The organism is Enterococcus timonensis (assembly GCF_900104595.1).
In the GTDB taxonomy this organism is placed as follows: Bacteria; Bacillota; Bacilli; order Lactobacillales; family Enterococcaceae; genus Enterococcus_J; species Enterococcus_J timonensis.
Window position 1 is genome coordinate 835,727 of sequence record NZ_FNVY01000004.1, and the last position, 21,944, is coordinate 857,670.

A 21,944-nucleotide genomic window follows, 5' to 3' on the forward strand; every position below is an offset into this window, starting at 1 on the left:
CCTTGTTTATCGGTGAAATAAATGCTGTGCTTAGGAGAATAGATAAAATTTTAAAAAATCCAACTTCATGATTTTCCAAAAATTTTCCTAATTCTCTACAGCACAACCCGCTTTTTTTTCAACCTTAGCCTTGTTTTACTTTGCCGGTCCAGTTGCGGAAGCCGCCTTTTAAGATGTAGATATTTTCAAAACCGGCTTTTTTTAACTTGAAAGCTGCTCGAATGGATAATGTTTTTTTTGTGTCGTATAAGTAAATGGGTTGGTCGCGACGAATGGAGGTCATCAATGTTTTAAATTGGGTGTAAGGCATATTGCGGGCGCCTAAAATATGGCCGCCGCGAAATTCGTCTTTTTCCCGTAAATCTAAGACTTGTGCTTTGCGCATGCCTTCTTTAAATTCATCTTCTTCAATCGTTGTGGCTGACATTTTGCCCATCAAGCGCAAATACAGATCATATCCGCCCCAAACTAAAATCACCGCTATCAAAATAATATTTACTACGGTAATTGAGCGTATTGCTAATAATGATAATTGTAACAAATTATTTTCCTCCCAAAAATTGTAATGCTAACGAAGCTGCCCCAATGACACCGGCGTCGTTTCCTAGTTGTGCAAGTTTTAAATGCGTGCTTTCTCGCACTTGTGTAAATGAAAATTGTTCAAAATATTTTTGAACCCGTTCTAATAAAAATTCTCCAGCGGCACTCACGCCTCCGCCAATGACGATATCAGATGGATTCAGCATATTGCCGATATTTCCGGTGGCTAGTCCCAAATAATAGCAAACTTTATCCACAACTAATAAGGCAAAATGATCGCCTTCTTGAGCCGCATCAAAAATATCTTTAGAAGAAATATCTTCCCCATCATCAATTTGCTGTTTAATTTCTGAGTCGCCGGCAAATTCTTCAGACATTTTCCGCGCCACCCGAACAACACCAGTAGCAGAGGCCACTGTTTCTAAACAGCCACGTTTGCCGCAAGTACACATAAAGCCATCAGGATCAACTGTAATATGACCAATCTCGCCTGCTGCGCCGACTACACCGTGAAGAAGATGTCCTTCTGCCACAATTCCGCCACCAACGCCTGTGCCTAAAGTAATAAAAGTTACATCAGGAGAATTTTCACCCGCCCCTTGCCAGCGTTCGCCAAGTGCGGCCACATTGGCATCATTATCAATGGCAAATGGAATTCCTAATGCTTTTTCCATTTTTTCTTTCACTGGTTGCAAAGTTGCCCAATTTAAATTGTACGCACCAACCACAGTTCCAGCTTTTCGATCAATTACTCCCGGGGAACCCATGCCAATACCAACGAAATCTTCGGCGGTCATTTGATATAAATTTAAGCGGTGTTTAATCGACGCAATAATATCGTCAACAATATGAATCCCATCGTCTAAAATATTCGTTTCGATAGTCCATTTTTGTTGGATATCGCCTTCTTGGGTTAAAATGGCAAATTTGGCCGTCGTTCCTCCCAAATCGATGCCCAATAATTTTTCTTCAGCCAACTGTTTCATCCTCTCTTTGGCGCTTTTCTTCTAGGCGATGTTCTCGTTTCAAGACTAATATCCCTGAGCGAAATAACTTCTCGTCAATTAAGCGGCCTTCATATAATTTTCTAAATTCAATTTCCATCAGCTCGATATCGAACAAACGATTCCCCAAATAAACAAAAATTCCAAATTTTTTGAGGACCTGCTGTACGTCATATAAAGTCTTCATGGCACTTCCCCCATTATAAACTGAACCCGTACTTTTTAAAACCATAGATGAATAAAATTCCGATTAAAGCGACAAATAAAATTCCGGCAACAATCCGCTCATGAATATTTACTTTTCCTTTCACCGGCACGGCAACGGCCAGACTCACTAGAACACCGCCTAAAAGTCCACCAATATGGCCCATCATATCGACACTAGAACTGAATAAATTAAATATCAAGTTCATCACAATAAACGTCAAATAGCGTTGGACCAACATTTTTACCGCCGGATTATTACGATAAATGCGCCCTAAAATCACAAAAGCGCCAAACATTCCAAATAACGCCGTGGAAGCCCCCGCTGAAATGGTGTTAGGTTGTCCTAAAGCAAAGCTCAAGACATTCCCGGCGATCCCACTGAGCAAATAAATCACCAAAAAGCGCCAATGCCCGTAAACTGTTTCTACTTGTTGGCCGATAAAATAAAGGGTGACTGAGTTTATGGCAAAATGCGCCCAACCAATATGCAAAAACATCGGCATAATAAAACGCCAATATTCATGATTAATAATAATCGAGCCTCGTTCCATCGCCCCAAAACGCAAGAGCACAGAAATATTTTCCGATCCGCCATAACCAAGACCGTCTATTTCCATCCAAAGCATCATCACTGTTTGGAACAATAATAATCCGTACATGACAAAAGGCCGCGCCGAGAAATTTCGGCTAAATCTCGTCTTATTCATTTTTGCTCCTATCCAATAAATAATTTTTGTATTTTTTGATCGAATGACTCTGGTGGAAACACGCCTAGTTGCTCTTTAAAAATTAAGCTGACCGTAACCCCTTTAAAATCGCTCAAGAAGCGATCATAATACCCGCCCCCAAAACCAATCCGATAGCCTTCTTCAGTAAATAACAAACCTGGCACAATTAATACATCTAACGAAGCTTTAGCAATTGGTTTTTCCGGCTCTGGTTCTAAGACGCCAAATGTCGAGCGATTAAATTTTGTTTTTTCAGTCACTTGAAAAAAGTGCATTTGGTGATTTTTAGCAATTGGCGCGGCCATGATTTTTCCGGCATGTAATCCTGCAGAAAATATTTTATCTAAAGGAATCTCAATTTCACTAGGCAAATAAAAACCAATCACTTGCGCTTCTTTAAAATAAGTACTGGCTAAAAAATCTTTTTGAATTTTTTCTGCTCGACTTAATTTTTTGCGATCACCAGCTAACGCCTTTAATTTTTCTAGCATTTCTAGCCGTAATTCTTTTTTCATGGTTCACCTACTTATTATACAAATTTATATGTAAAAAAACTAGCCACCACAACGGCTGCTAGTTTTTCTTTATTATTTAGTTTCCCGGTGTAACGTAACTTTACGTTCTCTTGGGCAATATTTTTTAACTTCCAAACGGTCTGGATGGTTCCGTTTGTTTTTGCTTGATAAGTAATTCCGTTCTTTGCATTCTGTACATTCTAAAGTAATATGGACGCGCATTTTTTCTCCTCCTTCAACTGTCAATGTGTTCTACTTGACTATCTTATCATAAATGGAAATTTTTGCCTAGCTTTTTTTTATTTTTCGTATAAGTCGTAATAAGCATCAAGAATTTCTTTGCCGACATTTTGACTAAATCCACCTGAGGAATCAGTTAAATGAGGCAACATCACCGCAATCGTAATTTTAGGATTATCCGCTGGTGCATAGGCCACAAGGGAAGAGTTAATCGCCGCATGTTGCGTGCCGTCTCCTGGGAAATAATAAGTTTCAGCGGTCCCGGTTTTAGCAGCCACATCATATTGAGCGCCAGCTAAAATGGAACGAGCTGTCCCATAACTTTCATGAGTCGTTGCATAAAAACCATCGTGAATAATTTGCCATTGACTAGCTTCTAAAGAAACAGTGTTCAAAAGTTGCGGTTGGAAATTTTCAGACACGGCGCCAAGTTGGCCAGCTTCATCGTTGGCATAAATGCCTTTGACTAAACGCGGGGCGTAACGTTTCCCACTAGTAGCAATGGTTGAAGCATATTGAGCCAGTTGCATCGTTGTGTAGTTATCGTAGTTACCAAACGATAAGTCAAGCGCTAGTCCCATCGATCCTGGCGTAATGGTTGTGCCATCGCCTTCTAAAAAGTTTTGCGTCGGTGTCACTAAGCCGTTAGAATAATTTGGCACATCTAAACCCGTTGCCGAACCTAAACCAAATTGCGCATAAGTTGATCGTAGTTTGTCAAAAACACTTAAATCATTTGGCAAACCCATATTTGGCGTATAACTTACCCCCATCAAAGAAAGTGCAATGTTCATCATGTAAACGTTGGACGATTGCCCCAGCGCCCGCACGGTATCCATGGGAATTTGCGTGCCAATCGTTTTATTATAAATGGAAGCTTTAATCGGCGTGCCGGAAAATTGCAGCGGTTGGTCAATAAAAACTTGATTTTCAGCTAAGACGCCATTTTGATAACCAGAAGCGACCGTCGCTCCTTTAATGACCGATCCGGGAACAAAAACATTATTAATCGTCGATAATGGATTATTGGTAAGTTCATCGGTTACTAAATTATGATCCAGTCCTGCCATCGCCAAAACATCACCTGTATTCGGATCCATCGCCACCGCATAAATCCCATCAGAATACGTGGTTTTTTTCTGAGCAATCATATCGGTATAATAACGATTTAAAATTTCTTCCACTTTTTGTTGGAAAGTGATATCAATGGTGGATACAAGATTTTCACCTTTTTGTCCGGCAAAAGTTTGTACTTGATTAATAATTTCACCGTTAGCATTAACTTCCACTTGATTTTGCGCCTTGGTTCCTTGCAGCGCTTGTTCGTACTGAGCTTCTAGAAAACTCGTCCCCACCCGATCATTCATAGCGTAACCTAACGCCAAATATTTATCAGCCAGTTCAGCAGGCAAACCGGTTTTTTCGGTGGAAACTGTTCCTAAAACAGAACGCAAAGTCGAACCAAATGGATATTCCCGTTGCCAATCCGTTCCAGCAGCTACTCCAGGAATTTCTTGTGCTCGTTCGCCAATCACGGCAATTTCTTGATCGGTGACTCCTTCATTTTTCAAAAAAATCGTCGTTAAAGAGTACGCGGCATTCATTCGTTTAAATAAAGTGGCTGCAGCAACTTGGGTGGCATCAAACGTAATTTCTTCGTCGGTGACATTGTCCACCACTTTTTGATAAATTTGGCCTTCTGATAAATTATCGCCATGCTCATCTTTTAAATCTTTGTCAGCAATACGATCATGGACGGTGTCATAATTCTTTGTTTCGGCCAAAAAATAATCTTTTAAATCTCGCGGCGTGATGCCTTTGTCTTCTGGAACGGCAATTAAAGTAATTAATTTTTCTGCCACTGCGCGCATTTGACTAGCCGTAGTTCCAGAGCCTTTCGTATAAGTAATAGCGGGCACTGCTTGATTTCCTACTAGTACTTGCCCATTGACATCGTAAATCATCCCGCGAGGTGTCGCTTGAACGACAGTTTTTTTAGACGAAGCGTCAATTCTCGTTTGAAACATTTCTCCGTTAACAATTTGCAAATAGGCAAGTTGTACAATCAGAGCCACAAAGGCCGCAAAAATTATAAAAAATAAAAAATTTAAGCGAAAGGGAATATGGGATTTTCCATTTGATTTCCCGTTGTTTTTTTTGGATGTGTTTTCTTTTAACCAGCGATTTTTTGGCATGTTTTGCTCCTTTTTTAAAAGTCCTCCTCATTGTAGCGGAAATTACGAGAAATTTCTAGAGCCTCTTAGAAACTTCAGAAAAACTTGAAGAAAAAACAAACAGTGGACATAAAACATCCACTGTTTGAGATTTTACTTTTGATTTTGCATTTTTTTCTTAGAAAATTTAATCTTCCCGAGAATAATTTTTCACTTCGGCATTCAAAGCTTCTAAAAACATATCGGCACTTTCTGAATGGGTTTCTTTGGAGCCGTAATGACGGACATTAACCGATCCTTCGCTAACTTCTTGGTCGCCGACAACTAATTGATATGGCACTTTTTGTTTTTGCGCTTGACGAATTTTATAGCCCATTTTTTCATTGCGCAAATCAACTTCCACGCGAATGCCTTGTGCTAATAAGCGTTCTTTAATTTCATCAGCGTAAGCCGCATGAGCATCTAGTGAAACGGGAATAATCACTGCTTGAACAGGTGCTAACCACGTTGGGAATGCCCCTTTATATTGTTCCGTTAAGTAAGCAACGAAACGTTCCATAGTTGAAACAATTCCTCGGTGAATCATTACAGGTCGATGCGTATTTTCCCCGTCTTCACCAACATACGTTAAATCAAAACGTTCTGGCAATAAGAAATCTAATTGGATAGTAGATAAAGTTTCTTCCATCCCAATGGCCGTTTTCACTTGGACATCAAGTTTTGGACCGTAAAAGGCTGCTTCACCAATCGCTTCGGTGTAAGGCAAATGCAATTCATCCATGGCGGCTTTTAATTTTGTTTGGGCGTTGTCCCACATGGCATCATCGTCAAAGTATTTTTCCGTATTTTCAGGATCACGATAAGACAAGCGGAAAGTATAATCGTTAATATTGAAATCATGGTAAACTGCCACCATTAAATCAAGCGTCCGTTTAAATTCGTCTTTAATTTGGTCAGGACGAACGTAAGTGTGACCGTCGTTTAAAGTCATTTCCCGCACGCGTTGCAAACCAGATAGCGCACCAGATTTTTCGTAACGATGCATCATGCCAAGTTCAGCAATCCGAATAGGTAATTCGCGATAAGAATGAATATCATTTTTATAAACCATGCAATGGTGCGGACAGTTCATAGGACGCAACACTAACATTTCACCGTCCCCCATGTCCATTGGCGGAAACATATCGTCATGATAATGATCCCAGTGACCACTTGTTTTGTACAAATCCACATTGGCCATAATTGGCGTATAAACATGTTGGTAACCTAAAGAAATTTCTTTATCAACAATGTAACGCTCAATAACGCGGCGAATCGTCGCACCTTTTGGCAACCAAAATGGCAAACCGGAACCAACTTCTTTTGAAATCATAAATAAATCTAATTCTTTACCTAATTTACGATGATCACGTTCTTTAGCTTCTTCTTGCATCCGAATAAATTCTTTCAAATCTTTTTCGTTAAAGAAGGCTGTTCCGTAAATCCGTTGCATCATTTGATTTTCAGATTTCCCTCTCCAGTAAGCTCCAGCTACTGACAAAAGTTTGAAGACTTGCATTTTGCCAGTGGATGGCACGTGTGGTCCGCGGCATAAGTCAACGAAATCTTTTTGACGATAAGCAGTAATTTCTTCATCGGCTGGTAATTCTGTAATTAATTCTACTTTATAAGGATCATCTGAAAACATAGCTAGTGCTTCGTCTTTCGTTAAAACTAGCCGTTCAATCGGATTATTTTCCCGAACGATTTTTTTCATTTCAGCTTCAATTTTTTCTAAATCCGCTTCAGTAACCGGTTGTTCGTGATTGTCCGTATCATAATAAAATCCAGTAGCAATGGCTGGACCCACCCCCAAATGAATATGAGGATACAAGCGGCGCAGAGCATTGGCCATTAAGTGAGCTGTTGAGTGACGCAATAATTGCAAAGCGTCTGGTGAGTCTGGGGTAATAATTTCTAAAGAGCCATCGCCTGGTAAAACGCGGACAAGATCTAACAGTTCGCCATTAAATTTGCCGGCTAGAGCTTTTTTTGCTAATGAATTGCTAATTGATTTGGCAACATCCAGCGTTGTTGATCCTTGTGGAAATTCTTTTTTGCTGCCATCGGGTAAAGTAATAATCATCTTTCTTCCTCCTTAAAATAAAAAAAGTCCTAATTTGCGTATGCAAATTAGGACGTATTCACGTGGTTCCACCTAAATTTAAAGCCGAAGCTTCCTTCAAAGTCTTAACGAGCTGCCCCGAATCATAATAAAAAAGTGGTCAAAATAAATTTTTCTTAGAAAACTTGCAGCCAAGGTTTTCCTCTCTAAAAAGTCCAAATTATTTCGGTATCTTTTTCTGATTTATGTTTCCCATTTAACCACTAATTCGCTAAAGTTTCAAGGGAAAAGTGAAAAAAAGAAAACACAGCTGAACACTATGTTTCCTTTCATCTCAATTCGGATTAAACTTCTAACAATTCTTTTTCTTTAATCGCAGTTAAATCGTCGATATTTTTAATGCTGTTATCGGTGATAACTTGGATTTCTTTTTCTAAATCCCGTTGGTCATCTTCCGTAATTTCGTTGTTGCTTTTTTGTTTTTTAATATTATCCATTGCGTCACGGCGTTCGTTGCGGACAACAATTTTAGCATTTTCAGCCATTTTTTTAACTTCTTTAGCTAATTCTTTCCGACGATCTTCTGTCAGTTGCGGAATTACTAAACGAATCACATTGCCGTCATTGGCAGGTGAAATGCCTAAATCTGAAGCTAAAATTGCTTTTTCAACATCACCAATAATACTTTTATCAAAAGGTGTCACCATTAAGACCCGTGCTTCAGGAATGGTAATGGATGCCATTTGATTAAGAGGCGTTGGTGCGCCATAATACATCACCGAAATCCGATCTAACAACGAAGCATTGGCGCGTCCGGCCCGGACTTGTCCAAATTCACGTTGCAAACTTTCTTCGGCTTTTTTCATTTTGTCTTTTGTTTCTTTTTTTAAATCAGCCACAATTATTTCCTCCTTATTTTACTGTCGTACCAATATTTTCGCCTAAAACTGCTCGACGAATATTTCCAGGTTCGTTCAAATTGAAGACTACAAGTGGAATATCATTATCCATTGATAAAGAGCTGGCGGTAGAATCCATCACGTGAAGTCCTTTAGAAATCACTTCTAAATGAGTTAGTTCCGCAAATTTTGTCGCCGTTTTATCAATTTTAGGATCGGCAGAATAGACGCCGTCAACATTATTTTTCGCCATTAAAATCACATCTGCATCGATTTCCGCAGCTCGTAAAGCAGCTGTTGTATCGGTGGAGAAATAGGGATTTCCAGTGCCACCTGCAAAAATTACAATCCGTCCTTTTTCCAAATGACGAATGGCCCGACGCCGAATATAAGGTTCAGCAATTTGGCGCATTTCAATTGAAGATTGCACCCGGGTTGGTACGCCAACATTTTCCAAAGTGTCTTGCAAAGCTAAAGCATTCATAACTGTAGCTAGCATCCCCATGTAATCAGCTTGCGCCCGCTCCATCCCCATTTGTTCGCCAATGGTGCCGCGCCAAATATTTCCGCCGCCGACAACAATCGCAATTTCCACACCGAGGGAATGGACGTCTTTGATTTCTTGAATAATTTCTTTAATGACTGGCGGTTTAATACCAAAGCCGTCTTGTCCGGCTAAAGCTTCACCACTTAATTTTAAAATAATCCGTTTGTATTTTGGTTTTTCCACTTGAAAGATCCTCGCAATCTATGTTTGTTCTAAGTTTATTCTACCACGATTTGAAAAAAACTTTAAAAAAAGGAGCGCCATATCGACGTTCCTAGTTTGTTTTATTTTTTCACTTGGTTCATAACTTCTTCAACAAAGTTATCTTCTTTTTTCTCGATACCTTCGCCTACTTCAAAACGAACAAAGTTAGCAACTGTAGCGCCTTTAGAAGAAACATATTGTTCAACCGTTTGATCAGGATCTTTAACGAATGGTTGGTCAACTAAAGTAATTTCAGCTTTGAATTTATGCAAGCGGCCTTCCACCATTTTTTCAACGATTTTAGCTGGTTTGCCTTCGTTTAAAGCTTGTTCAGTTAAAACTTCTTTTTCGTGTTCTAATTCTTCAGCTGGAATTTGTGCATCGTTAACATAACGAGGGTTAATCGCAGCCACGTGCATCGCAACATCTTTAGCAATATCGCTATCTGTTGTACCATCTAAAAGAGTTAAAGCAGCAATCCGACCACCCATATGCAAATAAGCGCCGAATGCAGCATCATCATTTTTTTCTAAAACAGCGAAACGACGGAAGCTAATTTTTTCACCGATAACAGTAGCGGCTTCAACTAGGTCAGTTTCAATCGTTCCTTTTTCAGTTTTAATTTTTAAGGCACTTTCAAGGTCAGCTGGTTTGTTTTCAGCAACTAATTGTGCGAAATATTGAACTAAATTTTGGAACATAACATTTTTAGCAACAAAGTCTGTTTCAGAATTAATTTCTACAACAGAAGCCACATTGCCGTTCACGTAAGTGGCAGCCAAACCTTCCGCTGCAATCCGATCATTTTTCTTAGCAGCTTTAGCCATTCCGTTTTCACGTAAGTAATCAACAGCTTGTTCAAAATCTCCATCGACAGCTACTAAAGCTTTTTTAGCATCCATCATCCCAACGCCAGTTGCGTCACGTAATTCTTTTACTTGTTTTGCAGTTACATTTGCCATTTTTATATTTCCTCCTAAAATTTTTTCTTTTAAAAAAAGCCGTCCAAAGGGTGAAGCCGGCTTTTCCGCCTTGCCCTTGAGACAGCCTCAAAATTTTATTTACGATTATTCAGCTGAGTTGCTACCTTCAACAACATCAACAATTTCTTCGATAGAAGCTGCTTCGTTTGTTTCGTCAGCAGATGCTTGTAGAGTTTCTTCAACAGAAACTTCAACATCTTCGCCTTGACGACCTTCAACAAAAGCGTCAGCCATTTTAGCAGTGATCAATTTAACGGCGCGAATAGCATCGTCATTTGATGGAATGATTACATCGATTTCATCAGGATCACAGTTCGTATCAACCATAGCTACGATTGGAATGTTTAATTTATGAGCTTCTTGAACAGCGATGCGTTCTTTGCGAGGATCCACGATGTACATTACATCAGGAATTCTTGGCATTTCAGCAATCCCACCTAAGAATTTTTCTAAACGTTCGCGTTGTTTGTTCAAGTTTGAAACTTCTTTTTTAGGAAGAACTTCAAAAGTTCCGTCTTCTTCCATGGCTTGAATTTTTTTCAAACGAGCGATCCGTTTTTGAATTGTGCCCCAGTTAGTCAAAGTTCCGCCCAACCAACGATGGTTAACGTAATATTGACCAGCGCGGACAGCTTCATCTCTGATAGCATCTTGTGCTTGTTTTTTAGTTCCGACAAATAAAGCAACGCCGCCGTCTTGAGCAACATTTTTCATATAGTCGTAAGCAACGTCTACTAATTTAACCGTTTTTTGTAGGTCAATAATGTAGATTCCGTTTCTTTCAGTGAAGATATATTTTTTCATCTTCGGGTTCCAGCGACGTGTTTGGTGACCAAAGTGTACGCCAGCTTCTAGCAGTTGTTTCATGGAAATTACAGCCATGATTCATTCCTCCAATATGGTTTTTTAGTTCCTCTTAAGAAAATCATTTCGCCTGCAAACTTTTTTCAAAGCACCTTGCAGACAATCTTCCTTAATGTGGATTTGGTGTTTAGACACCTCTAGTAGTATATCGTAATTCTCTTTAACTTGCAAATATTTTTTAAACTTCTATTTCTTGTTGTTCTGGAAAACTTAAACCTGGTTTCGCATTTAAATTTCCAGCGGCAAAATGATTTTCTTTCGCTTCAATAAAAGCGGCGGAACCAATCATGGCCGCATTATCGCCACACAAAGCCACTGGAGGAACGATTAATTGTAAATCCAATTGTTCTTGGGCGATAATTTTTGTAAATGTTTCTTTAAGTCCGCGATTGGCTGCCACGCCACCGGCCACAACTAATTGTTTAACACCTAATTCTTTGACGCAGCGCAAAGTTTTAGTCACCAAAACTTCAATAACCGATGCTTGAAAACTTGCTGCCAAATCATTGGCATCTAAAGTGATCTCTTTTTGTTGAGCATTATGAACGGTATTAATAAAAGAGGATTTTAATCCTGAAAAACTAAAATCAAAATTATCTTCTTTTAGCATCGCCCGAGGAAAATGAAAAGTATCGTTGCCATGATGAGCCATTTCGTCGATAATTTTTCCAGAGGGATAACTTACACCTAGCACTCGGCCAATTTTATCATAAGCTTCCCCGGCGGCATCGTCTCTTGTTTGGCCGATAATTTCATAACTGCCGGGAGTCTTCATATAAACAAGTTCCGTGTGGCCCCCGCTGACAAGTAGCGCTAGTAGCGGATAATGAAGCTCAGTAACAAAATTAGCGGCTGCAATATGGCCTGCCATATGATTTACAGGAATTAAAGGCAGATTGTGAGCCCAAGCAAAAGTTTTTGCCGCTGTAATTCCAATCAGGAGTGCTCCCACAAGGCCGGGACCATAAGTGACTGCCACAGCATCGATTTGATCCATGGTTACGCCAGCTTGTTTCATTGCTTCGTCAAAGCAGCTAATAATTTGCTCCACATGATGACGACTAGCAACTTCTGGCACAACGCCGCCGAAACGTTGATGACTTTTAATTTGTGAAGCGACAATATTACTGAGAATCTTTTGCTCGCTAGTAACAATGGCCACACTGGTTTCATCACAACTTGATTCCACAGCTAAAATAATTTTAAAATTTTGCGGATTTTTTTCCATCTTCAACTTCCTTTATGTATTTTTGCAAAATCAGCGCATCTTCTTGTGGCTGATCATAATAATTGTGACGCCGGGCGATTTCTGAAAAACCAAGACCTTGATATAATTTTTGGGCGGGTACATTACTTTGACGGACTTCAAGAAATAATTTATTGGTTTTTTGACTGGCCAAAATTATTTCTGCTTCCATTAATAATTGGGCGCCGATTTTTTTCCCTTGCCAAACGGGGTCTACAGCGAGATTCAAAATTTCAGCTTCATCGACAACTTGAGTAATTTGTAAAAAGCCAATCAGTTTTTCATTTTCAAAAGCTGCCATCCATAAATGACTCTCGTTTTGCAAACTATTTTCGATATCTTTTTGTAGCCAAGTACTATGAGAAAAGGCGGTAGATAAAACCTTACAAATTGCTGGTGACCACTGGGTCCCAGCAATTTTTTTAATCTTCAAATTCATAGACCATATCCACCGCATCTTCCCCATTTTCATCGTAATATTTCTTTTTAATTTGCCGGGCAACAAAGCCGAATTTCCGATATAATTTTTGCGCCCCTAAATTTGAAACTCGAACTTCAAGGGACATTTGCTGGCAGTTATTTTCTTTGGCAAATATTTTTCCTTCATTTAATAAAAAAGTGCCCAGTCCCGTTCCTTGTAAGGACGGTTTGACGGCAATATTGGTGACGTGACAATCCCGGCCGTGAATGCGTAGACCAATAAAAGCTTGTGGTTTTTCGTCTTTTTCTAAAAGCAAATACCGATGCAATGCGATGGATTTTATTTCTAATAAAAAGGCCGAGCGCGTCCACGGCGTAAGACCGGCATAAACCTCGCGTTCCAAGGTCAAAAGTTCCTTGATATCGGCCATATTGATTTCTCGCATCCAAAATCTGCGTTCAGATAAATAAACTTCTTTTTCGTAAGTGGTTTCCGGTCCAAACCAAAAATCAGCTAGCCGTTTTAAGAAACTAGATTTTTTCAACATATTGTTCATCTTTAGCTCCTGGATGGGCTTGGCGCCATTTTTCTTCGGCTTCTACCCGTTTTAAATATTTCGGCACAAAACTTTCTAAGTCAGCCACCGGTTTTTCAGCAGCTCCGATTAAACCTAACACAGCAGCGTCTAACAAATCAACTTCTGGAAATGAATTGACTTTGTGACTTGCATCCATTATTTCTTGGGAAAAATTTTGCGTTTCTCCTAAAAATAAAACTTTTGTTGAATAATTCGTCAATTGGGTCAACCAATCAGAAAATGAAATATGTTGATCGTCTGTCAGTCGTTTTAGTTCGCCATTTTTTCTTTCGAATAATGCCGTATAAACATTGCCTCGTCTCGCATCAATCACTGGAGAAATCAGCCCATCTTCTTTAACATTGGCAGCTAGCCCTTTTAAAGTTGACATGCCGACTAATTCTTTTTCCAGCGTCCAAGCCAACATTTTGGCAAAAGTCACGCCAATTCTCAGACCCGTATACGATCCTGGTCCTTGTGTCACGACGACTCGATCAATTTCTGAAGGCGTCATTTGCAAATCAGTAAACAATTGTTCAATCACTGGCATCATGGTGATGGAATGATTTTTATTGACATTTAAACTAAATTTCCCGAGAATTTTTTCTTCGGTAACAACAGCCACATTTAAGGCATTCCCGGCTGTATCCACTGCTAAAATTTTCACTATTTTGACCTCCCGACTCTGACACATTTTACCACAGCCTGCTGCAATAAAAAAAGTTTCTTGAATTATTTGCAGATTTTGCATCGTATTAAAAGAATTTTATTAAAAAAAATGTTGAGCCCAAAAAATGGCTCAACGCTTTTTTATTCATTTGATTTTAGAGCTTCAATCATGTCAACTTTTTTTAATTTTTGGTGCATGAAAAACATGACCAATAAAGTAAAGGCAATCGTCAACAGTGATGAGTAAACAAAACTTAACCAGTGAATATTAGGACCAAACATAATCATATCCACCTCGACTGTTTGCAAAACAAAGCGGTGAACGACAATACCTAACAGACAGCCGAAAATAATTCCGAAAAAGGTTAAGACAATATTTTCCCTGTAAATATACATGGTGACTTCTTTATTGTAAAAACCTAGCACTTTAATGGTGGAAAGCTCGCGAATCCGTTCGGAAATATTAATATTGGTCAAATTATACAAGACAATAAAGGCCAATAGAGCCGCGGAAATTATTAACACCCAGACAACAATATTCAAAGAACTCATAGTGTCATCCATCGCCCGCGAAGTTTCTGATAAGAAGCTGACATTTAATACTTTCGCTTTTGCCATTAAATCTTTGGCGATGTTTTCTTCGTCATCGCTAGATAATGCTTCATCAAAAAGTAAATAATCGCTATTGTAAACTGGTTCCTGCCCAAAAATTTCCTGGTAATAAGTTGGAGTCATATAGGCAAAATGCATGGCGTAATTTTCCGTGACCGCTGAAACTTTTATTGTGTATTCATTTAAATCAGCGTCTTTTAACGTAAATGTATCGCCTGCTTCAAGGTCAAACAAGTTGGCCAATTTTTCATTTATAATCGCGCCATCGTCGGTTAAAGAATATTTTTTGCTCGTTTTACGATCATTAAAGGAAATAAAATCAGCAATTTGTTCAGGATCTTCTGGCACATTAACGGTAATTTCTTGTTGATTTACATTTTTAGTTTCCTTAGTAAAACTCGTGGAAGACATAGGCATCGTTTTATTTAAGCCGTCCAGCTGGTCCAGCGCTTCTTGGTAATCAGTATTATCCTCAGCGCTTGCTTCATCGTTAAAAGTCACCACGCTTTGATAATGCCAAAGTTTGCCAAATTGCAAATTAACAATATCGCCAATGGAATCTCGCAAACCAAAACCGGTAATCATTAACGACATACACCCGGCAATTCCAAAAATCGTCATAAATGCGCGGGCCTTATAGCGAAATAAATTACGAACCGTAACTTTACGAATAAAACTTAAACGGGACCAAATAAAAGTCAGTCGCTCAATAAATAATCGTTTGCCGGCTTTGGGAGATTTTGGCCGCATTAATGTCGCTGGTGCATTAAGTAAATCCACTCTTAGAGCAACTAGGGCGCTGACCACCGTGCACAATAATGCCACGACAAAGGCAATCAGAATATCGAATGGATACCAAGCAATAACAATTTCCGGCAAATTATAAAGTGAGCCGTAAGCATTAAAAATCATCGAAGGAAATAATAAATTCCCCACTACAATTCCTAAAATCGAACCAATCACTGCTGAAAGTCCAGCGTAAAGTAAATATTTTTCAGAAATTTCTCCATTAGAATAACCTAATGCCTTCAGAGTGCCGATTTCCCCCCGCTTTTCTTCCACCATTCGCGTCATAGTCGTAAAACTAATTAGCGCGGCAATTAAGAAAAATAACACCGGAAAAACCGTGGCAATATTCGTAATCCGAGTCGCATTTTCGGAAAATTCTTGGTACCCTTGATTATTAGTCCGATCAAAATAAAAATAATCGGCTGCTTCTAAGGAATCAAGTTGATCAATTTCTGCTTGAATTTCATTTTGGGCATCATTTAATTGCGGCATATTTTCCGCCAGCTGCTCTTGATATTGCGCTAGTCCTGTTTCATATTGTGTGCTAGCTTCATCAAGTTGGGCTTGCGTTTCGGCAAAAGTTTCGTTAGTCTGGGCAATTTGTTCGTCTAATTGAGCTTGACCGGCATCTAATTGCGTTTGGCCGTCTGCAAGTTCTTGCGTTTTTTCTGCCAATTGACTTACCGCATCATCATATTGCGCAATTCCTGATGCTAATTGGGCTTGGGCCGCTTCTAATTGGGCCAAGCCGCCTGCAATTTGCGCGTCGCCGTCTTGAACTTGTTGCACGGTGACGGTCATTGTTTGGTCGACTTCTTGAAGAAATTGAGCCAAGGCCGTCTGCAAAGCTGTTCCATTTTGGCGGTCGCTAGGATTGGCGGAAATATTTTCTAAAGCGCCATTTAAATTATTTGCCGTATTAAATAATCCTAGTTGCGGGAAATTTGTCAGTTGCGTTGAAAGATTCCCAGCGAGGGCGGTTATTTGTGCGGCGTACTGATTTTCATCAGTTAATTGTAAAATAGTAGTCAGCTGGCTATTGACTGGCCCAAAATTTTCTTGGAGTGTTTGTAAGCCGGTAATCGACGTTTCAGCTTGCGCTTTTAATTGTTGCCAGTCGGTTTGTTGTTGTTGAAAATTTTCTTGGGCACTAGCAAGTTCTTGACTCGTTGCATCTAAAGTTGCTTTTGTTTCGTCTAAAGTTCCTTGAGCAGTGGCAAGTTCTTGTTGGCCTTGTTGAATTTCAGCCGCATTTTCATCTAACTGCGCTTGTGCTTCGGTAATTTGTTCTTCAAATTCCGCTTGGCCGGCCGCTAATTGATCGCGCCCGCTTTGAATTTCAGCTGCGGCTTGTTCCAAATCAATTCCCGCTTGATCTAACTGATCTTGCCCTTGCGTCACGTCTTGTTGAGCGTTAGCAATTTCTTCATTGGCGGCGTCTTTTATTTCAGTCAGGCGCTCTTGAGGTCGGTCGCTAAAATCTTTTTTGACATCGGAAATATTTTCAGCCACTTGATTTTCATAAGCGGTGCTGTATGTTTCTGTGGGCAAATTTTTAAAACGAACCGAAAGACTTGTGATTATTTCTTGATCAAAATTATCTTTAGTAATCACGCCAAAGAAATCAATCGTTCCACTACCGACTGTCGTCACCCCACGCGTCATATGTTCGATATATTTTGGGGAAATTACAAAACCAACAATCTTATATTCTTGACTAGCAAGTGTTTCTTCTTCTACTGTAAATGTGTCGCCGATTTTAAAATTGGCCGCTTGATTTTGATCGAGGGCAATTTCGCCATTATTTTTAGGCAAATGTCCGGAGACTACTACCAGTGTGTCGGTTTCTTCTGGCAAACTAAAAATTCTCGCCACTTGATTTGTCGTACTGAGCACTGTATCGACGGAAAAATTTTCTTCAACAGCAGCAACATCTGGATTATTTTCTAAAAGGGTGCGGTCAGCTTGCGTCAAACCTAGCGAACTTTGGACCGTTAAATCACTCAGCTTTTGTTGGGCAAAATACTGATCTGCGGTTTTTTCCATATCTGGACCGGTAGCTTTAATTCCAGAAAAAAAGCCAACACCAAGAAAAATAATTCCTAAAATTGACAAGAAACGCGCTTTTGAATTGAAAATTTCTCGCCAAGCATTTTTGTGGAGCGCAGTTTTTTTCATCGTCTCACCAACTTATTTCTGAAATCGGCGTTGGTGTTGGATTAACTTTCATTTCTCGCACCCGGGCATCGTTGATTCGAATCACCCGATCGGCCATGGGGGCGATTTGCGAGTTGTGGGTAATAATAATGACTGTCGTGCCGGTTTTTTGGGCGGTATCTTGCAAAATCTGCAGCACTTGTTTTCCCGTTTCGTAATCTAGTGCTCCAGTCGGTTCATCACATAATAATAATTTTGGTTTTTTCGCTAGCGCGCGGGCGATGGTCACCCGTTGCTGCTCGCCCCCTGAAAGTTGCGCTGGAAAATTATTTTCTCGCTTGCTTAAGCCCACTTGTTCCAAAACTTCTTTGGCATCTAGTGCATCGGCGACAATTTGTGAAGCTAGCTCGACATTTTCTTTGGCAGTTAAATTTGGCACCAAATTATAAAATTGAAAAACAAATCCCACTTCATTGCGGCGATAAACGGTCAATTGTTTGTCATTCATTTGGGCAATATCCACGCCATCAACTAAAACTTGACCAGAATTTGGCGTATCCATCCCGCCTAAAATATTTAAGACGGTGGATTTCCCGGCACCAGATGGCCCTAAAATCACCGCCAATTCTCCTTGGTTCACGTGAAAATTGATGCCGGCATTGGCAAAAATCTCATTTTCCCCTTCGCCGTATTTTTTTACTTCATCAATTACTTCAATGTAACTCATTCATCCACGTCCTCTCGCATTAATCTTATCACATTTTTTTGCTATAATGTTACTGAAAAGGAGGAAAGAAAGTGGCTCGCAAAAAGAAAACAAGCAAAAACCCAACGAAAATTTTAGTTGGCGTTATTATTTTATTAGTTTTAGGATTCGCTGGTATCAATGCGCCAGAAAGTCTTTATGAATTTTTCGGCTTAACTTCCCTAATCGAAGAAGTCCAAACGCCGGTTTCTGAAAAAAACAATCCCGGTGTGGAAGATCTCGGGAAAAGTTCATTTACTACAGAACAATTGCAAGATCAAGCAGCCTTCATTGAATATGAAGAACTGGATAGTTTAAAACGACCTCAAGGCGCATCCGCCCTGTTAAAGAAAAATTTAATTAATACCGGCACTAGCGCCAACCGCGATATTCGCCCCCCGGGTTTTATTAGTGGCGAAAAACCGTATTTTCATTCTCGCGGACATTTAATCGGTCGCCAACTTGGTGGATCCGGTGATGACCCGCGTAATCTGGCTACCTTGTATCAAAATCCAGTGAACACGCCTTACATGACTACTTATGAAAATCAAATCCGCCAAGCAATGGAAGATAATTTAACTGTTTTTTATCAAGTCAAAGTCGAATACGATGGCAATAATTTATTTCCAAAAGCAGTAGTTCTATCTGCTAAAACTTTAAATAATCCGACGCTTGATTTTTCGGTGCGCATTTATAATTTACAAGCAGCCGATAGTGAAAACTAAAAATGATTAAAAGGAGGTGACCTGTCGATGGATGGTCATCATTTATTAGCAGAACTGATAGAAGCTGGACAAACGAACCTCGATGATTTTTTATTCTTTGACGATTTTAATGACGAGTTTTTACAATTATCCCGCGCACTCGCTAGCCCAGCAACTTGTGATGAAACTTTTTTTTCTAAACTTTTTGACACCGGCAGTCTTGTGTTTGCCCGTTCGATTGACGGCGACTTTTTAATGGCCAAAAGCGCAACTGAAACTTGGGTCATCCCTCGCTCTTTTAACAATACTGATATCGAAAAATTTTTTATAGCTCCAAAAATTTTCTTAGAAAAATTTCAACAACACCAATCCCCTTCACAGTATATTCGTTAAAAATATTTGCAAAAAAAAGCTGTAACCAAAAATTTTGGTTACAGCTTTTTTTGCTATTTTTATTTTTTGTCTTGCAGTTCAGTCAAAAAATATCCTTATCTTTCGTAGCGTTTTTTGCCGTCTAGGTAAGTGGCGGCTAATTCTAAGTCGGGATCTAACACGATAAAGTCAGCATCGCGGCCTGGGGCGATGAAGCCACAAACGTCGTCAATTTTACAACTTGTAGCGGCAACTGAGCTGGCCATGGCGATGGCTTCTTCTGGTGTTGCAATGCCCCAGTCCACGACATTTTTCACGCCTTCTTTTAATTTCAAAATCGAACCGGCTAAATTATTATCTTGTTTCAAACGCGCCGTGCCATTTGCCACGGTCACTGGAAATTCTCCTAAAATATAATCGCCATCAGGCATGCCGCCAGCCATCATACAGTCGGTAATCAATGCCACATGATCACGACCGCGAACATCCATGTACGCTTGAGCTGCTTTTGGATGGACATGATGACCATCACAAATCATTTCGCCAAAAACATTTCGCAAAGTCATCGCAGCGCCTACCATTCCTGGTTCGCGATGATGCAATCCCCGCATACCGTTATAGACGTGAACAAAAACGCTGGCGCCAGCTTCAACAACTTCGGCAGCTTGTTCAATCGTCGCATCGCTGTGCCCTAAAGAAACCACTACGCCTTGTTGGGTCACGTGTTTAACAAATTCAACAGCGCCAGTCCGTTCTGGAGCCATGGCAATTTTTTTAATTAATCCACCGGCAGCTTCTTGCCATTTATCAAAAACTTCAATTGATGGATCGGAAAAATAACTAGGATTTTGGGCGCCTTTATGTTCCGGCGTGAAAAATGGTCCTTCAAAATAAATTCCTTGAATTTTAGCACCAGTTACTTCTTGATAATGGTCGCCAATTGTTTGAGCGACATCTTGTAATTTTTCATGAGTGCTCGTTAATGTTGTTGGCAAAAAAGAAGTGACACCGCAACTTAGCAAAGCTTCAGACATGACTTTGATTCCTTCAAAATCATTGTCCATCACGTCATGATTTTTGAAACCATGAATATGAGTGTCCACTAAACCTGGAGCAATCCATTGTTGCCCGTAATCAATAATTTCGGCATCTGCCGGAACATTTTTTGAAAAGTCGCCAAATTTACCGTCGACTAATTCTAAATAACCCGGTCCTTTCACTTCATTTTTCAAAAAGAAGCGCGCTGCTTTTACAAATTTTTTCATATCTTCTCCCCTTTTCTTTCGCTACATTAACGATAACTCTTTTTATTTAAAAACGCAAGATTGGTGTAGACCACTGATTTTCCAATTTTATTTCCGGCGCCAATTTCTGCGTCTATTTTTCGCGTTTTATTTTTGCTGATACGTGCTTAAAAATTGTTCTAAAGAATCGGTGGCGATTTTTAGTTCTTCCATTTGCGGTAAATAAACAAAGCGGGCATGATCTGGCTGGGGCCAATTAAATCCTCGGCCATGAACTAATAAAATATGATATTGATGCAAGAAATCCAACACAAATTGTTCATCATTTGTTATATTAAATTTTTTCACATCAAATTTTGGAAAAATATAAAAAGCCGCTTTTGGTTTAACCGCACTAACCCCAGGAATCGCATTTAAAGTATTGTAAATAAATTCCCGCTGCTCGTAAATTCGTCCGCCAGGCAGTAATAATTTGTCAACACTTTGGTAGCCGCCAAGTGCGGTTTGAATAATTTGTTGAGACAAAACATTGGAACATAAACGCATGGAACTTAACATGTTCAAGCCTTCAATATAATCTTTCACATGACTTTTATCCCCGGACAAAATCATCCAGCCACAACGAAAGCCAGCGACTCTGTGGGATTTGGACAAACCATTTAACGTTACGACAAAAAGATCTGGTGCCAAAGTGGCAATTGGAATGTGAACGAGTCCGTCCATCACTAAGCGATCGTAAATTTCATCAGAATAAATAATTAAAGAATTTTGCCGAGCGACTTCAACGATTTCTTCTAACAATTCTTTCGGATACAAAGCGCCGGTCGGATTGTTAGGATTAATAATGACGATGGCTTTGGTGTTACTAGTAATTTTTTTCTTAATGTCGTCAATATCTGGATACCACTCGGCTTGTTCATCACAAATATAATGGACCGGCGTTCCACCAGCTAAAGAAACCGACGCCGTCCACAGCGGATAATCTGGCATAGGAATCAAAACTTCGTCGCCATGATCCAGCAAACCTTGCATGCACATCGTAATCAGTTCGCTAACCCCGTTGCCTGTATAAATATCGTTAATCCCCACATTAGGAAAATTTTTGGTTTGGCAATATTGTTCAATCGCTTTTCGCGCTGAAAAAATTCCTTTTGAGGCCGAATATCCTTCTGAAGAGCGAACATTTAAAATCAGGTCCCGGACAATTTCGTTCGGGGCGTCAAAACCAAAAGTTGCTGGATTTCCGGTATTTAATTTTAAAATCCGGATCCCTTCTTCTTCCATTCGTTCGGCTTCTTCAAGGACTGGGCCTCGGACATCGTAGCTTACGTGTTCTAATTTTTTTGATTTACTGAATTCCCGCACATCTTCATCTCCAAATTCATTGCTTTTAACTTAA

At 39.7% G+C, this 21,944-nt stretch carries 22 protein-coding genes; 2 read left to right on the plus strand and 20 right to left on the minus strand.

What is annotated here, in order from left to right; translation table 11 throughout:
- Positions 1-124 precede the first annotated feature (124 nt).
- From BQ5341_RS08670 to BQ5341_RS08755, 18 genes are all read right to left on the minus strand, one after another.
- On the minus strand, positions 125-508 hold the full coding sequence (locus BQ5341_RS08670; protein WP_407920140.1) for a rhodanese-like domain-containing protein: 384 nt from the start codon (positions 506-508) through the stop codon (positions 125-127).
- A gap of 34 nt (positions 509-542) precedes the next feature.
- Complete coding sequence (locus tag BQ5341_RS08675) at positions 543-1,517, minus strand: ROK family glucokinase (protein WP_235836393.1); 975 nt, start codon at positions 1,515-1,517, stop codon at positions 543-545.
- Positions 1,510-1,731, minus strand: a complete 222-nt coding sequence (locus tag BQ5341_RS08680) for a YqgQ family protein (RefSeq protein WP_071131602.1) — start codon at positions 1,729-1,731, stop codon at positions 1,510-1,512. The genes BQ5341_RS08675 and BQ5341_RS08680 overlap by 8 nt, the downstream gene beginning before the upstream one ends.
- A gap of 13 nt (positions 1,732-1,744) precedes the next feature.
- A complete protein-coding gene (locus tag BQ5341_RS08685) occupies positions 1,745-2,458 on the minus strand; it encodes a rhomboid family intramembrane serine protease (RefSeq protein ID WP_071131603.1) in 714 nt (237 codons plus the stop codon).
- Positions 2,459-2,466: 8 nt separating this feature from the next.
- The gene (locus tag BQ5341_RS08690; RefSeq protein ID WP_071131604.1) at positions 2,467-2,994 is read right to left on the minus strand and encodes a 5-formyltetrahydrofolate cyclo-ligase; all 528 of its coding nucleotides are present in this window, start codon (positions 2,992-2,994) and stop codon (positions 2,467-2,469) included.
- 72 nt (positions 2,995-3,066) lie between these two features.
- Positions 3,067-3,216, minus strand: a complete 150-nt coding sequence (gene rpmG, locus BQ5341_RS08695) for a 50S ribosomal protein L33 (RefSeq protein ID WP_071131605.1) — start codon at positions 3,214-3,216, stop codon at positions 3,067-3,069.
- A 77-nt stretch (positions 3,217-3,293) separates the two neighbouring features.
- Entirely contained in the window at positions 3,294-5,429 is a 2,136-nt protein-coding gene (locus tag BQ5341_RS08700) for a peptidoglycan D,D-transpeptidase FtsI family protein (protein WP_071131606.1), read from the minus strand.
- Positions 5,430-5,595: 166 nt separating this feature from the next.
- Complete coding sequence (gene thrS / locus BQ5341_RS08705) at positions 5,596-7,533, minus strand: threonine--tRNA ligase (RefSeq protein ID WP_071131607.1); 1,938 nt, start codon at positions 7,531-7,533, stop codon at positions 5,596-5,598.
- 323 nt (positions 7,534-7,856) lie between these two features.
- Positions 7,857-8,378, minus strand: coding sequence for a ribosome recycling factor (gene frr / locus BQ5341_RS08710; protein WP_407920141.1), 522 nt, complete (start codon positions 8,376-8,378; stop codon positions 7,857-7,859).
- A gap of 46 nt (positions 8,379-8,424) precedes the next feature.
- The gene (gene pyrH, locus BQ5341_RS08715) at positions 8,425-9,141 is read right to left on the minus strand and encodes a UMP kinase (RefSeq protein ID WP_071131609.1); all 717 of its coding nucleotides are present in this window, start codon (positions 9,139-9,141) and stop codon (positions 8,425-8,427) included.
- 101 nt (positions 9,142-9,242) lie between these two features.
- Positions 9,243-10,124, minus strand: a complete 882-nt coding sequence (gene tsf / locus BQ5341_RS08720) for a translation elongation factor Ts (protein WP_071131610.1) — start codon at positions 10,122-10,124, stop codon at positions 9,243-9,245.
- Positions 10,125-10,229: 105 nt separating this feature from the next.
- Complete coding sequence (gene rpsB / locus BQ5341_RS08725) at positions 10,230-11,027, minus strand: 30S ribosomal protein S2 (protein ID WP_071131611.1); 798 nt, start codon at positions 11,025-11,027, stop codon at positions 10,230-10,232.
- A 160-nt stretch (positions 11,028-11,187) separates the two neighbouring features.
- Positions 11,188-12,237 (minus strand): tRNA (adenosine(37)-N6)-threonylcarbamoyltransferase complex transferase subunit TsaD, encoded by a 1,050-nt coding sequence (tsaD, locus tag BQ5341_RS08730; RefSeq protein WP_071131612.1) that lies wholly within the window; start codon positions 12,235-12,237, stop codon positions 11,188-11,190.
- Positions 12,212-12,694 (minus strand): ribosomal protein S18-alanine N-acetyltransferase, encoded by a 483-nt coding sequence (gene rimI, locus BQ5341_RS08735; protein WP_071131613.1) that lies wholly within the window; start codon positions 12,692-12,694, stop codon positions 12,212-12,214. The genes tsaD and rimI (BQ5341_RS08735) overlap by 26 nt, the downstream gene beginning before the upstream one ends.
- Complete coding sequence (rimI, locus tag BQ5341_RS08740; RefSeq protein ID WP_235836394.1) at positions 12,678-13,232, minus strand: ribosomal protein S18-alanine N-acetyltransferase; 555 nt, start codon at positions 13,230-13,232, stop codon at positions 12,678-12,680. Before rimI (BQ5341_RS08740) ends, rimI (BQ5341_RS08735) begins: the two co-directional genes overlap by 17 nt.
- Positions 13,207-13,920, minus strand: a complete 714-nt coding sequence (gene tsaB / locus BQ5341_RS08745; RefSeq protein WP_106396190.1) for a tRNA (adenosine(37)-N6)-threonylcarbamoyltransferase complex dimerization subunit type 1 TsaB — start codon at positions 13,918-13,920, stop codon at positions 13,207-13,209. Before tsaB ends, rimI (BQ5341_RS08740) begins: the two co-directional genes overlap by 26 nt.
- A 143-nt stretch (positions 13,921-14,063) precedes the next feature.
- On the minus strand, positions 14,064-17,501 hold the full coding sequence (locus BQ5341_RS08750) for an ABC transporter permease (RefSeq protein ID WP_071131614.1): 3,438 nt from the start codon (positions 17,499-17,501) through the stop codon (positions 14,064-14,066).
- A gap of 4 nt (positions 17,502-17,505) precedes the next feature.
- Positions 17,506-18,207 (minus strand): ABC transporter ATP-binding protein, encoded by a 702-nt coding sequence (locus tag BQ5341_RS08755; RefSeq protein ID WP_071131615.1) that lies wholly within the window; start codon positions 18,205-18,207, stop codon positions 17,506-17,508.
- Positions 18,208-18,278: 71 nt separating this feature from the next.
- Here BQ5341_RS08755 and BQ5341_RS08760 point away from each other — a divergent pair, with 71 nt between their 5' ends.
- Both BQ5341_RS08760 and BQ5341_RS08765 read left to right on the plus strand, forming a co-directional pair.
- The gene (locus BQ5341_RS08760; protein ID WP_071131616.1) at positions 18,279-18,950 is read left to right on the plus strand and encodes a DNA/RNA non-specific endonuclease; all 672 of its coding nucleotides are present in this window, start codon (positions 18,279-18,281) and stop codon (positions 18,948-18,950) included.
- Between the two features lie 27 nt (positions 18,951-18,977).
- Positions 18,978-19,322, plus strand: a complete 345-nt coding sequence (locus BQ5341_RS08765) for a hypothetical protein (protein WP_071131617.1) — start codon at positions 18,978-18,980, stop codon at positions 19,320-19,322.
- 95 nt (positions 19,323-19,417) lie between these two features.
- On the opposite strand, the gene nagA is transcribed toward BQ5341_RS08765, so the two are convergent.
- Positions 19,418-20,566 (minus strand): N-acetylglucosamine-6-phosphate deacetylase, encoded by a 1,149-nt coding sequence (nagA, locus tag BQ5341_RS08770; RefSeq protein ID WP_071131618.1) that lies wholly within the window; start codon positions 20,564-20,566, stop codon positions 19,418-19,420.
- Positions 20,567-20,692: 126 nt separating this feature from the next.
- Positions 20,693-21,910: a pyridoxal phosphate-dependent aminotransferase gene (locus BQ5341_RS08775; RefSeq protein ID WP_071131619.1), complete on the minus strand. Its 1,218-nt coding sequence runs from the start codon at positions 21,908-21,910 to the stop codon at positions 20,693-20,695.
- Between the last annotated feature and the right edge of the window lie 34 nt (positions 21,911-21,944).

Coding starts and splice junctions, on each gene's coding strand:
- BQ5341_RS08680 (WP_071131602.1), bottom strand. CDS start 1,731: ATGAAGACTTTATATGACGTACAGCAGGTCCTCAAAAAATTTGGAATT.
- BQ5341_RS08685 (WP_071131603.1), bottom strand. CDS start 2,458: ATGAATAAGACGAGATTTAGCCGAAATTTCTCGGCGCGGCCTTTTGTC.
- BQ5341_RS08690 (WP_071131604.1), bottom strand. CDS start 2,994: ATGAAAAAAGAATTACGGCTAGAAATGCTAGAAAAATTAAAGGCGTTA.
- rpmG (WP_071131605.1), bottom strand. CDS start 3,216: ATGCGCGTCCATATTACTTTAGAATGTACAGAATGCAAAGAACGGAAT.
- BQ5341_RS08700 (WP_071131606.1), bottom strand. CDS start 5,429: ATGCCAAAAAATCGCTGGTTAAAAGAAAACACATCCAAAAAAAACAAC.
- thrS (WP_071131607.1), bottom strand. CDS start 7,533: ATGATTATTACTTTACCCGATGGCAGCAAAAAAGAATTTCCACAAGGA.
- frr (WP_407920141.1), bottom strand. CDS start 8,378: ATGAAAAAAGCCGAAGAAAGTTTGCAACGTGAATTTGGACAAGTCCGG.
- tsf (WP_071131610.1), bottom strand. CDS start 10,124: ATGGCAAATGTAACTGCAAAACAAGTAAAAGAATTACGTGACGCAACT.
- rpsB (WP_071131611.1), bottom strand. CDS start 11,027: ATGGCTGTAATTTCCATGAAACAACTGCTAGAAGCTGGCGTACACTTT.
- tsaD (WP_071131612.1), bottom strand. CDS start 12,237: ATGGAAAAAAATCCGCAAAATTTTAAAATTATTTTAGCTGTGGAATCA.
- rimI (WP_071131613.1), bottom strand. CDS start 12,694: ATGAATTTGAAGATTAAAAAAATTGCTGGGACCCAGTGGTCACCAGCA.
- rimI (WP_235836394.1), bottom strand. CDS start 13,232: ATGAACAATATGTTGAAAAAATCTAGTTTCTTAAAACGGCTAGCTGAT.
- BQ5341_RS08750 (WP_071131614.1), bottom strand. CDS start 17,501: ATGAAAAAAACTGCGCTCCACAAAAATGCTTGGCGAGAAATTTTCAAT.
- BQ5341_RS08755 (WP_071131615.1), bottom strand. CDS start 18,207: ATGAGTTACATTGAAGTAATTGATGAAGTAAAAAAATACGGCGAAGGG.
- BQ5341_RS08765 (WP_071131617.1), top strand. CDS start 18,978: ATGGATGGTCATCATTTATTAGCAGAACTGATAGAAGCTGGACAAACG.
- nagA (WP_071131618.1), bottom strand. CDS start 20,566: ATGAAAAAATTTGTAAAAGCAGCGCGCTTCTTTTTGAAAAATGAAGTG.